This window comes from Mesoaciditoga sp. (assembly GCF_054006115.1).
On the sequence record NZ_JBPNHS010000008.1, the window covers coordinates 1 to 12,409 of the forward strand.

The following is a 12,409-nucleotide window of genomic DNA, read 5'->3' on the forward strand; positions in this document are numbered from 1 at the left end:
ACTTACGTATACGGTGAGATGCTCTGGAATTTCGTGTTAAAAACCTCCACAACGCTTCTCTTTTTTTTCACGTTCGTCCTACTAGTCAAAGTGGATATGATTTTCCCAAGCTCTTATTTGAATTTAATGTTGGTTTATATACTCCTTACCCCCTTTTCATTTGGCGCCGGCATGATAGGCGCATCTAACTTCTTCTTCCTTGAAGTAAAACAAGGAAGAGAACCTTTCACATGGACACTTGGCGTTTTAACCCAGCTCTTTTCAGGGCTGTACTACCCAATTTCCCTCTTCCCAAAGGGAATGAGACGGCTTTCTTACATTCTTCCGCAATCCTACGCTTTTGATGCAATAAGAAGAATAAGCATAAACGGAGCAGCACTTTCCGAACGGCACGTTACGATGGACGTATTGGTGTTGACGGTATTCGCAATTGGTACCATTTTCCTTGGAAGATGGCTTTTCAAAAAATCCATCGTGAGAGCCGAAAAAACAACGGGATTTTCTTCGTTGGTTTGAAGAACTTAAAAAAAACAGATATCTTACAAATGCTCATGAAACATTGCTCCATAAGCATACCCATGTTGTTCCCACATTTACGCAATTTTTTAAGCTTTTTCTAAGGAAAAGTTAAGCACCTGAAACTCTCGAAGAGGCATACACAAAAGCGATAGAAGTGGAAAAAGAAGACATAGCGCTTCACGAAAAGATACTGCCAGACATATCAGACACGGAAAGCTCCCAGATGGGTCATCTTCCCTTTTTTTACAATTGATTTTTTAAGCCTTCGCATACAGCATGAGCTCAATTCGATTTGCATAATTTGAATGGTGATAGTGGCATACAACTATCATCGAGCATTAAACAACCTTATTTGATCTTTTAAATTTTTCCATCAGTTCGTTGGGACTGTATTTTTTTAAATCCATAATATCAATTCCCTGGCCAAAAGGACAATTTTTTATGCATAGTCCGCAATCCGTGCCAATTTTCCGCCAAAAGGAATAACATTTTTCCTGGTCTATCTTCCAGCGTAACTGTCCTTCTATAATTTCGCGTTTTCCCTTCGGAATAGCCTGCATGGGACATTTAGACGAGCACATATTGCAGATCTCACAAAAACTGGCAACATCAAGGTTGAGCCCTTCATCTGGCTTTAAAGGCATATCCGTGGTAACAGCTCCCAGCCTTACAGCTGGACCGTATTTTTTGGATATGAGAAGCCCGTTTCTACCAATTTCTCCAAGGCCGGCATCTCTTGCAAGAGTTGGAAGAACGACAAGATAATTGCCATCCATATGGTTTCGCGCGTTGTATCCTAACTGTCGAATGAAATAGGCCAATTACATGCCAATTATGGCGGCCTTAACGTACGTATCAGCGCTTTCCATGACTTCTGGCAACAACGGAGCTTGATCTATATTTTCTCTTTTCATTTTCACACCAAAAACCACAGCATATGGCAAGATGCCTGTAACTTTTTCACCGTAATGTTCAAGTGGCCTTCCTCTGTAACTGTAGTAATGGTATGGCTTTGCTTTTGCAACCCCTACCAGGTTTGCGCCGGCATTCAAAGCTATTTCTTTCAGCTTTTTTGTTATTGAGTCGGCGTCCACCTTGAGTTTTTTGTTCGAAGCCTCTCCTTCGGCAAATGGCCTTATGTCTGAAAGGAATTTGAAGTTCGATATGACTAAATTGGCATCAATTGGATCGTATGTGGGCGTTTCTTCAGAACATATCTCAGGACTGTTTCTTAATTTATCATCCAACGCTTTTTTATCAGGATTTCTTCGATAGTAATCTTCGTAATTCAGCTTGCCTTTTTCGTAAGACATCCTGGCGAACATTGTGTCTCTTTCATCGTACCTTTTCAAAATTCAATCACTTCCTGAGTGGATGCTATCAGTATTATGCCATCTATTTCAAAAATAACAAAATCTAAATATCCGGCTCTTGTGCGATTTGAGTATTAAACTTGAAAAAATTTTTTCAATTGTATATAATCAAATCGCTCATAATTTAAGATTATATTTGAACAATTGTGATTGGAGGTAATTATGAAATGCTTACAAACGATCGAAGACTAAAAATATTTGAATACATAAAAAGAAATATTAGCGCTACAACCAGTGAACTTTCAAAAAAATTCAACGCTTCAGGGAGCACTATTAGAAGAGATTTGGAATATTTGGCAAAGAAAAACCTCATTATAAGGCTTCATAACGGCGCAATGGTGAACTCTCCACATGCGGAAAGTGGTTTTATATTTAATTACAACCGCATGCAAGAAGAAAAAAAGCTCATTGCAAAGAAAGCCTTAAATTTCATAGAAGATTACGATTTCATAGCGTTAAGCGGGGGAACCACCTGTTACACATTGGCCACCGAAATATTGAATTCTCCGCTTGAAGGCTTAACCATTCTTACAAACTCGATAAATATTACAACTCTTATATTGGAAAGTGTGAAAGATTTCCAAGTAATAGTTACGGGTGGAATTCCTCGAAAGGGAACCTACGAATGTGTAGGAGAGATAACTTTGAACACCATTCGAAAGTTCAACATAGACAAGTTTTTTGTTGGCGTTAATGGAATATCAATAAAAGGAGGAGTATCATTTTCAAATATACAGGAAGCTGAAGTTGCAAAGGAAGTACACGCACACAGTCGAAAAACATATGTAATCGCCGATCATACAAAATTCGGTGTTGTAAAACCTGCGCGATTGATAGATTTTTCTGAAATAGATACTATTATCACGGATCGTCTTCCACAAGAATTCGAAAAAGAGCTTTCAAAGTATACGAATTTGAAAATCGTTTAAAGAAAAACGGAGAATTTTTTAAATATTTTGAGCTTTCGAGAGCTAACGATTTCTAATCCCATTTAACAGAGGTTAATCGTTCAATATATTCTTTTATTGGGATTGTATCTTTCTACGTCGAGCATTTATAATCAAGTATGACCAAAAATAATATATTTTTATGATTGTTTATGAGCAAATAATATGAAATTATTCCGGCTTTCCGGAAAATAATTTGTTAATAAGGAGGGGTAAGAATGAAGAAAGTTTGGCTAATCGTAATGCTTGTGGGTATCCTGGCGGTGGCGGGTTTGGCTACTCAAACTTTAACCGTTCTAATGCCAATTGGCGGAGGATACACCATCGAAAGCCAGGAGGTTTTAGCGAAAGGTTTTGAACAAACTCATCCGGGTGTGAAGATAAACATGGAGTTCGTTGGATGGGCAAACTTGTGGAATAAAATTGTTACATCTTTTGGAGCAAACAACGCACCAGACGTGATGTACATAGCTTCAAGGTGGATTCCAGCGCTTGCAAGCATGGGAGCTCTCACACCTTTAGAAAACTATATAACCGTTCAGAAAGAACACATGTACTACCCTTCTGTATGGAGCAGCTTGATATACGACGGCCACTACTGGGGTATTCCCAGGGCAATGTCGACTAAAGTTTTCATTTACAACAAAAAACTTTTCAAAGAAAACGGAATAACCAAAGTCCCAACGAATTGGGATGAGCTTTTAGCCGATGCTAAGAAAATTTACAATCCCAAAAAAGGCGTATACGGCATTTTAATGGCTGGAAAAAAGTTCGTTTCCACGGTTACCCAGTTTGAACAATACCTTTGTGCCAATGGTGGAGCAATAGTAGATCCAAAAACTGGAAAAGTAGAAATAGATTCCCCTCAAGCGATCAAAGCTTTAGAGTTCTACAAAGAACTTTCAAAATACGCTCAACCCGGAATCACAAACTGGACAAGAGAAGATCTAATAAAGCTCTTCGAAGCAGGGAAGGGTGGAATGTACATAGATCACGTTCACAACGCGCTAAAAGCCATGAAAGCCGGTATAGATGTTGGATTCTTTCCAATTCCCGGTGGCCCAGATTCGAATGCACCTTATTCAACCGTTGTCGTTGTTGACTGCATTGCAATGTCTTCACAGACAAAAAATAAAGAGTTGGCATGGGAATTCATGAATTACATGTCCACTTTAAAAGAACAAACTAGATGGGATACGTTACAAGGTTTTGTACCTCCTATGATAAAAGAAGCTGAGGAACCAGAATTCCAGAAATGGTATTGGAAACCATACATTCAAGCTCTTAAATACGGTCACCCGCAAGCGGCTGGTATAAAAGACTGGGTAAGTACGGCAAATGCAGTGCTGAATGCCATTCAAAGCGTACTGCTCAATCAAACAACTCCTCAGGAAGCTCTTAAGAAGGCTGCTCAAACTATAGAGATACTTCAGAAGTAAGTCTTAAAACGAATTTTAAAAGAGTGGGGAAAAATTCCCCGCTCTTTATATAAAGAAAGAAGGTGTAAATTTGAAAGCTAAAAGAAGCACTCCTTACATTTTTCTTTTACCTTTGCTGATAGCGTTTGGACTCTTCTTAATTTATCCTCTTGGGAAAGTGGTTGGAGATTCGTTTTACAAATTCAGTTTTCTGAATCCTTCTCATAAAATTTGGGTAGGAGGAGCCAACTATTCGTGGCTTTTTACATTTAAACTGTACAATCCATTTTTCTCATATTTTATCGGAGCGCTTTTAAGAACCATTCTGTGGGTAGGAGGATCTGTAGGATTGAAGATTTTTCTTGGCCTTGGAGGAGCTTTGCTTTTAAACAGCGAGTTTCTGAAAGGAAAAAAAGTTTATCGCACGTTGTTGATAATTCCATGGTCGATTCCTTGGGCCATGTCTGCCATGATCTGGTATTGGACTTTGAACGGACAGTTCGGACTTATCAATTCGATTTTCTTACATCTTCATATCATAAACGAACCAATTGCTTTTTTGGGTTATCCAACAACCGCTTTTATCTCGACTTTCATTGTCGATGCATGGATAGGATTACCTTTTATGGTCATAATGCTTTTATCTGGGCTTCAAACTATTCCCAAACATCTTTACGAAGCAGCCACCATCGACGGTGCGGGGGATTTCACGAAATTCGCAAAAATAACCCTACCCATGATAAAGCCGGTGCTTTTAACAGTTAGCTTACTTTCCCTTGTTTGGACTTTCAATTCGTTTGCACCAATATGGATATTGACCCGTGGAGGACCTGTCACCGCTACCACCACTCTTCCAATAGCCATTTACAACACGTCGTTCAGGTACTTGACCTTTGGAGGCGTGGGAAAAGCTTCGGCCATGACTATTTTCCAAGTGCTTCTTGTAACTTCTGTGTCATTGATTTACATTAAAACGTTGAAAGGGGCAGAATCATGAAGAGGAGCACAACAAGAAAAGTTAAAGGTATATCTTATCAAATACTCGCGATACTCTTCGCAAGCTTCATGCTAATACCAATTTACCAAGCCGTGATAACAGCACTTACTTCTCCAAATGCAGGATGGATTTCCCCAGCGCCTCTGATTCCAACGAATATAACGTTTTCTAATTTTGTCAGCGCTTTTCAACTTGTTCAACGCTTGCCAATATACCTTTTGAACAGTTTTATATATGGAATAGGGGTTAGCCTTTTTTCCTTGATAATAGCCATACCTGCTGGATACAGTTTGGCGCGTTTCAAATACAGATTGAAAAGCCCAATGATGTTTTTTGTCATATATGCAAACATGTTCGCACCGATAATGCTTTTGGTTCCCCTCTACGTGATAATGAAGGCCTTTGGACTTATTAACACGTATTGGTCAATGATTTTGGCAGGTTCCGTTTTTACAATACCTCTTTCCACATGGTTAAGCGTTTCTTATATGCAAACTATTCCCGTGGAAATAGAAGAAGCGGCTTTAATGGATGGGTGTACCCCTTATTCAATTCTTCCAAGAATAGTAATTCCACTTATGAAGCCGGCGCTGGTGGCGATTTTCATATACGCTTTCATAACGGGATGGAGCCAGCAGTTCACACTTGCCCTGGTTTTGATATCAAATGATAAGATGATGCCGGTTACTCAAGGACTTTACCAATTTTTCAGCAGGAGTTCTGTAAGCTGGGGGCCTTTGATGGCTGCCATTTTGATATCCACACTCATTCCAGTTGTGCTTTTCTTGCTTGTAGAAAAGTATATAGTGCAGGGATTGACTTCGGGTAGCATTAAATGAAAGGAGGACTTCTATGTTAACGCTTAATGAGATAGACGAGCAACCTGAAAAATTAAAGGCGGTAGCTCAGAATTATTCAAAGCTTTCCAGTAACGCGGTAAAACTCTTAAGGAGCGAGAAATTCTCGCAGGTGAACTTCGTTGGATGTGGAACTTCGTATAACCTTGCGATGGGCTTGTCTTACCAGCTCAAACGTTTTAGCAAAACTCCATCCAATTTTTTCAGTGGTTCCGAAATTGCTTTTGGACTTACAAAATTAAGAAATGACAGCTTGCTAATTGGTTTGTCAAGATCTGGAGAATCTACAGAGACCGTATTGGCGATGAAAAAAGCAAAAGATGAAGGGATAAAGACCATTGGAGTAACGTGTGAAGCAAACAGTTCAATAACAAGAACAAGTGATATATCAATTGTTTTGAGTTTTATAAACGAAAGATCTGTGGTGATGACTCAATCATTCACCTCCATGGCTTTTTTTGTTTCTGCTATGATCAGAAATCTATTCGCGCCTGAGTCTTTAGATGACTATTTGAATATCATTCCGGAGCTTTCAAAAAATGTCTTGAACGATTCTCAGTCCTTTTTTGATAATGTAAATTTTGCGAAATTTGACCATTTCGTCTTTTTAGGATATGATGAATATTTTGCCACTTCCCTTGAAGGAGTTACGAAAGTTACAGAGACTTCCTTATCGGAAGTGGAAGCTTACCAAGGGTTGGAATACCGTCATGGGCCAAAGTCAAAGGTTACCGATCACACTTTCATTTGCATTCTATCAAATGAAGTTCTTAAAGAAGAAGAAGAAAAACTTGCAAATGAAATGAAAACACTCGGTGCGAGAGTTTTAAATATTTCTAAGAGTAAGATGAAAGATGTTGATAACATCATAGTTGATTACAATAAGAATGATTTTGGTGATTGGTTTTTAAGAGTTATACCGGCTCAGATAATTGGCGTGAAAAAAGCTGCTGAGAGAGGGTTGAATCCAGACAATCCAAAAAACCTCACAAAAGTGGTGAAACTCTGAATGAAATACTTTTTGGGCGTTGATGGTGGTGGAAGCAAAACGCTAGCAACAATTCTAAGTGAAGATGGAAAAGAAGTGGGACATGGCATTTCTGGTTCTGTGGATGTACTTAATGAATCTAAAGAGGAGTTCAAAAATCATCTCTTTTCATCAGTTCACGAAGCTTTAAGAAAGGCAGATTTAAATGTTAAATCCATTTCTTTTGCATGTTTTGGAATGCCTGCTGTTGGAGATGTTGAAGGAATAGAAGAAGAAATAATACCACTGATAAAAAAACTAAACATACCCAATTTCATCGTAGTTAATGATGTGAGAGTGGCTTTGGAAGGAGCTTTTCCCTTCAAACAAGGCGCAATACTTCTAGCTGGAACTGGAGCTATGGTTATGGCTAAAGATGAAAACGAAAAAATTTTTAGAGTAGATGGATGGGGTGAAAACGTTGGTGATTTAGGAAGTGGGTATTTCATAGGTCAGCTTGCTTTGAGGAGGGCTTTTGAAGAGTATGACGGGCGTTCAGAACAAACAACTTTTCTTAAGAAAGTAAAAGAATTCGCCGAAATATCTGATTTGAAAAAGATATTGTTAAATTGCAAAGGCCCAAATGTCCGAAGGTACATAGCAAGCTTTTCCAAAGTTGTTTGTGAAGCGGAAAAGTCAAACATTTATCCGGCAAGAGAAATACTGGATGAAGCCATTAAAGAGCTGTTGAAGAGCGTTAAGGCACTTAAAAACATCATGAAAGTGGAGAAATCAATACCTCTTTCCTTAGTTGGCGGGGTATTCAACTGTGATTATATGAAAAAAGAATTCGAAAAAAAGTTAGGCGGTGTTGAATGGATAAGAGTAAGTGAAAAGGAATTTTCACCACATGTGGGTGCGGCCATAATGGCGGCAAAACGAATTTTGAACAAAGATGAAATGAAGGAATTGTATCGAGGATTAGGAGGAAGGGTAGAATGAAAATAGGTGTTGGAAAGTTTAGAGGATTCATGAGAATAACTAATGGCTTTGGACAATTTCAAATGTTGGCGCTTGATCAACGAAATTCGTTGAAGAAAATGATAAGCTCGCAAAAGGGAAATTTCGAAGATGGGGATTTGATCAAAGTGAAAAGATCTATTCTAAAAACTCTTTCAGACAAAGTTAGCGCTGTTTTGGTAGATGGTGAATATGGCTATCCGGAGAATTTGAAATATGTCTTTCACAATACAGGCATCATTTTGTCTGCGGAAAAGAGTGGGTACGTTACTGATGAAAGGAAAAGTTCCGATAGGCTAAGTGAAGTATATCGAAAAGATGTTGGAATGTTTGCAAAGAAAAATGGAATGGACGCCGTTAAGTTGCTAATTTATTGGTCGGATGAATCCTCCCAACGTGCCAAAGAACATCAAATGAAAATTGTTGAAGAACTCGGACAAATTTGTTACGACGAAGACATTCTTTACATATTGGAGATAATCACTTATGATGTGGACGAAAATCAAAAGGCAGAGGCGATATTGAAAGCGATGAAAGTGTTCAGCGCTGAAAAGTACAAAGTGGACCTTTTTAAAGTGGAACCGATAGCAACAAAGTCGGATTTCAATTTAAAGATGGAGGACGTCTTTGAATTTTCAAATGGAAAACCCTGGGTTATACTGAGCGGTGGCATGGATGTAGAGAAATTCAAAGAGATAGTGAGATGGAATTGTCAGATAGGAGCATCTGGTTTTTTGGCCGGGAGGGTTATATGGAAAGGTGCCCCAACTTACATTGAAAAGCCAGAGCTTATGGATTTGCATCTCATGACTACAGGTGCTTACAACATAGAGATTTTAAAGAGCAACGCATCCGAAGCCATTCCATTTTTTAAAGTACCTTACTTTGGGGGAATGGAAAACTTGGAGTTAAACGAATAATTTGTATCCAAATGCAATCTATTTTTGTGAAAAGCCCCGTATTTTCGGGGTATTTTTTAGTTGATCAAAAAGTCAAACACTAAAATAAGCGAAAAACAGCTATTTTTGTCAATTAAAGTTGATTTAGTATGTTTAATTGAAAAAATCTCACGTTTTCTACGTTTTTCTTTGAAATTTTCTTGTTTTACCGTAACCATGGTGTTTTGAATGAATTCAATTTTGGTGTATATTCTTGAAAGAAGTGGTGAAAAGCAATAAGGAAATAATTTATAACCATTTTGTACTCACCTCACTGAGGAAAGGGGGAAATTGCATGAACAAGAAAGAATTGGTGGATCAAGTTTCTGAAGAAACGGGATACCACAAAAAAGAGGTCAAGGAAATCCTCGAAGGAATCACTGAAGCCATCACCGAAGCTCTTGAAAAGGGAGAAAAAGTTCAACTTGTTGGTTTTGGAACGTTCGAGGTTTCCAAGAGAGCGGCGAGAGAGGGAAGAAATCCCCAAACTGGTAAGAAGATAAAGATCGCCGCCAGAAAAGTTCCAAAATTCCGCCCAGGAAAAGCTTTAAAAGATAAGGTTCAGTAACTAAAGCGCGCCCGGGGCGCGCTTTTCTGAGTTATTTTTAGTGAAGAGGAAATGATAAGATGGCGCTGATTATAATTTACTTGGTAACGCTCCTTTCATCAGCTGTGCTTGCTTTTTGGAGTGCATATTTGTTAAAGCATTTTGAAGAGAAAAACTCCAAAATGATTGAGGGAAGGAAAAGTTTGTACGTTTATCTTGTCCTCTCGATTTTTGGGGTGGTGCTTTCGACCATTCTCCTCATTGGAATCTTCATTTAACTTCAATCTCACTCGATGTAATTTAACACGCTGATCATGTGAAAAGACACTGAAGATGTATAATCGTTCATGATAGGAACGCTTTGTTGAAAGGCGGTAGAAGATCATGAACGTTGCCGACTACGTGAGAAAACATCCGAATTGTAATTACTTCATTTCCGCTTCAGCCGGAACAGGCAAAACATACACGATGACCAATTATTACCTTGGCATATTGGAAAGGGAAAAAGATCCAAATGTCGTTGAAAAAATATTGGTGACAACTTTCACCGTTAAAGCCGCTGCTGAGATGAAGCAAAGGATATCAGATGAAGTGGTGAAAATGGAAAAGAATTCGAAAAACAAAAGCGAAAAAGCGTATTGGAAAAAGGTCAAAGCCAAAATGCCACGCGCTCTTGTTTCAACCATAGACAGCTTCTGCCAGGGAATTTTGAGGGAAGAGAATTTCTCTGTCAACGTCGATCCGAATTTGACAATCATAAACGATCTCAAGAGAGACAAGATAATAGAAAGAAGCGTTTATACGGCTTTCAGGTTGTTTTTTGAAGCGTACGAAGGAAAAAATCCCGATTTGCCAAACGTGCTTAAAACAAGCGGCAGAAAGAAGATAATAGAAAATCTTGTTGAAGATCTCAAAAGCGACAGAGAAGCGTTGAAAATACTTTTTTCAGAATACAGGCTGGATAAACTCCAAGATATGATGAAGGATATCCTTGTGAACTGGCGAACCGAGATGAAAAGATCCAGCGTGTTGAAATATGCCCTACTTGGCGATCACGTTATTTACGATGCGTTAAGCGCTTTTAAAACTTTGGTTTTGATAGCAAGCGAAGTTTATGAATCCATGACATCTGACGTTTCGGAATTTGATTACAAAGGCGTACTTGAAAAGACGATTCAAACTTTGAAAATCGAAGAAATTGGTCAAAAATATTCTCAACGCTTTAAGTATATACTCGTGGATGAATATCAAGATACGAACTACCTCCAAAAAGAGCTTTTTGACATGCTTCATAACGATTCAAATTACATATTCTACGTGGGAGACAGAAAGCAATCGATTTATAGGTTTAGGGGATCAGACGTCACGGTCTTCACCACGACATACGAAGAGTTCAGGGCAAGGGAAGAAAATGGAGAAAATTACAAGGTGCTCTCATTGCAAACCAACCATCGTTCCAACGAAAACCTCGTGAAGTACTTCAACGAACTCGTAAGAGAAACCATATTCAACCCTCAGAATGTAACCTTTCCAGAAATAGAGACGATAAAAGAAGAATTCAAAAACATATACGAAGATGCTTTTTTTAGAAAAGAAGACATTTCAGACGCGGCGAGAAAGGGAAACGACGATATCCCATCTCTTTGTGGGGACGACAAAAAATGTGTGAAATACGTTTACGCCGTTGGAGAAAAAAGCACCAGCTCGAAGATCCGCGCCGAAGCTGAAACCGCCGCGAAGGTTATAAAATCCCTGGTAATGGGAAATGAGGATATCTCTTACAAAGACATAACGATCCTTAGGCGTTCTTTGAAACCCGCTGAAAACATCTACAAAGATGTCTTCAAAAGGGAAGGAATACCTCTTTACGTAGTTGGAGGTCATTCCTTCTATTCCAGGCCAGAAATAGAAGGAGTTATCTCCGCCTTGAAAGCAGTTCAAAATCCCAACAACGATTATCTATTTTCGCTCTTTTTCTTTTCTCCGTTGACAAATGGGGATTTGGAAACGTTCGATAAGATCGTTCACAAGAGAAAAGAAATGAGCAAAGATGGTGAAAAAGTTTCCCTTTTCAAGGCTTGTGAGAGCATCTTGAGTGATCTGCCAGAAGAAATTGCAACGGCTCATGAAATTCTGAAAAAGTACGCTGATTTGAAGTATTTCATAAGGCCAACAGAAATAGTAAAAGGGCTTGTAAAAGATTTAGACTACGTTGCCAAGCTGAGTAAATGGGAAGACAGGAGAACTGCCCTTTACAACTTGAAAAAGATGTTGAACGGCATGGGCGAATTCGATCAAATGGCAAACTCCTTTTCCGAGCTTATCAGACTCATTTCAAAGATAAAAGAGAAAAATGAAGAAGAGGCTGCACTGGAAGACGATCAATCAGATAGCGTCAAACTTATGACTATACACAAATCGAAAGGCCTGGAATTCAAAATAGTCCTACTGGGAGAAACATTTAAAGAATACAAGCACAACGGTCATGATGATGAGATCCAGTTTTCCTTGCCAAGAAAAGGCACACGATATTTCATGATGGAAAAGCTTATAGAAGAGAATTTGCATGGCAAGCTGGAAGACATAATGAAAGATTTTCACATAAACGCCTTCATGAATTACACCGAAGAAAGGCGTCTTCTTTACGTGGCCGTCACACGCGCGCGTGAACTTTTCATTCCGCTCTTCATTTCAGACTCAGAAGGGAATATTTTTTCAGAGAGAGAATCTTTTTCCAAAAACCTGAACGTTAAAAGTGAGTTTTACGATCTCGTATACGCGGAAAAAATTAAAGTTCCCAGAGAAGAAAAAAAGAGCGTTCAAGAA

At 38.7% G+C, this 12,409-nt stretch carries 12 protein-coding genes; 10 read left to right on the plus strand and 2 right to left on the minus strand.

All coding sequences use genetic code 11. The annotated features are described in order from the left end of the window. Positions 1–516, plus strand: a 516-nt coding sequence (locus ACXJIN_RS01225) for a hypothetical protein (RefSeq protein WP_456398836.1), incomplete at its 5' end; no start/stop codon positions are given. A 341-nt stretch (positions 517–857) separates the two neighbouring features. Here the strand turns inward: ACXJIN_RS01225 and ACXJIN_RS01230 are convergent. Then, on the minus strand, positions 858–1,340 hold the full coding sequence (locus ACXJIN_RS01230; protein ID WP_456398838.1) for a 4Fe-4S dicluster domain-containing protein: 483 nt from the start codon (positions 1,338–1,340) through the stop codon (positions 858–860). After that, the gene (locus ACXJIN_RS01235) at positions 1,341–1,871 is read right to left on the minus strand and encodes a hypothetical protein (RefSeq protein ID WP_456398840.1); all 531 of its coding nucleotides are present in this window, start codon (positions 1,869–1,871) and stop codon (positions 1,341–1,343) included. It lies immediately after the preceding gene. 188 nt (positions 1,872–2,059) lie between these two features. Here ACXJIN_RS01235 and ACXJIN_RS01240 point away from each other — a divergent pair, with 188 nt between their 5' ends. The 9 genes from ACXJIN_RS01240 to ACXJIN_RS01280 all read left to right on the plus strand — a co-directional run. Continuing rightward, complete coding sequence (locus ACXJIN_RS01240; protein ID WP_456398842.1) at positions 2,060–2,821, plus strand: DeoR/GlpR family DNA-binding transcription regulator; 762 nt, start codon at positions 2,060–2,062, stop codon at positions 2,819–2,821. Positions 2,822–3,057: 236 nt separating this feature from the next. Beyond that, positions 3,058–4,278 (plus strand): ABC transporter substrate-binding protein, encoded by a 1,221-nt coding sequence (locus ACXJIN_RS01245; RefSeq protein ID WP_456398844.1) that lies wholly within the window; start codon positions 3,058–3,060, stop codon positions 4,276–4,278. A 70-nt stretch (positions 4,279–4,348) separates the two neighbouring features. After that, complete coding sequence (locus ACXJIN_RS01250) at positions 4,349–5,254, plus strand: carbohydrate ABC transporter permease (protein WP_456398845.1); 906 nt, start codon at positions 4,349–4,351, stop codon at positions 5,252–5,254. Then, positions 5,251–6,093 (plus strand): carbohydrate ABC transporter permease, encoded by an 843-nt coding sequence (locus tag ACXJIN_RS01255; protein WP_456398847.1) that lies wholly within the window; start codon positions 5,251–5,253, stop codon positions 6,091–6,093. The genes ACXJIN_RS01250 and ACXJIN_RS01255 overlap by 4 nt, the downstream gene beginning before the upstream one ends. Positions 6,094–6,106: 13 nt before the next feature. Further along, on the plus strand, positions 6,107–7,120 hold the full coding sequence (locus ACXJIN_RS01260; RefSeq protein WP_456398849.1) for an SIS domain-containing protein: 1,014 nt from the start codon (positions 6,107–6,109) through the stop codon (positions 7,118–7,120). Further along, positions 7,121–8,080 carry a BadF/BadG/BcrA/BcrD ATPase family protein gene (locus ACXJIN_RS01265; protein ID WP_456398851.1) on the plus strand — a complete coding sequence of 320 codons (960 nt, stop codon included), beginning with the start codon at positions 7,121–7,123 and terminating at the stop codon, positions 8,078–8,080. It begins immediately after the preceding gene. Continuing rightward, a complete protein-coding gene (locus ACXJIN_RS01270; protein WP_456398853.1) occupies positions 8,077–9,018 on the plus strand; it encodes a tagatose 1,6-diphosphate aldolase in 942 nt (313 codons plus the stop codon). Before ACXJIN_RS01265 ends, ACXJIN_RS01270 begins: the two co-directional genes overlap by 4 nt. A 313-nt stretch (positions 9,019–9,331) precedes the next feature. Further along, positions 9,332–9,604: an HU family DNA-binding protein gene (locus ACXJIN_RS01275; RefSeq protein ID WP_456398855.1), complete on the plus strand. Its 273-nt coding sequence runs from the start codon at positions 9,332–9,334 to the stop codon at positions 9,602–9,604. A 363-nt stretch (positions 9,605–9,967) separates the two neighbouring features. Continuing rightward, a partial coding sequence (locus ACXJIN_RS01280; protein ID WP_456398869.1) for a UvrD-helicase domain-containing protein occupies positions 9,968–12,409 on the plus strand: 2,442 nt, incomplete at its 3' end.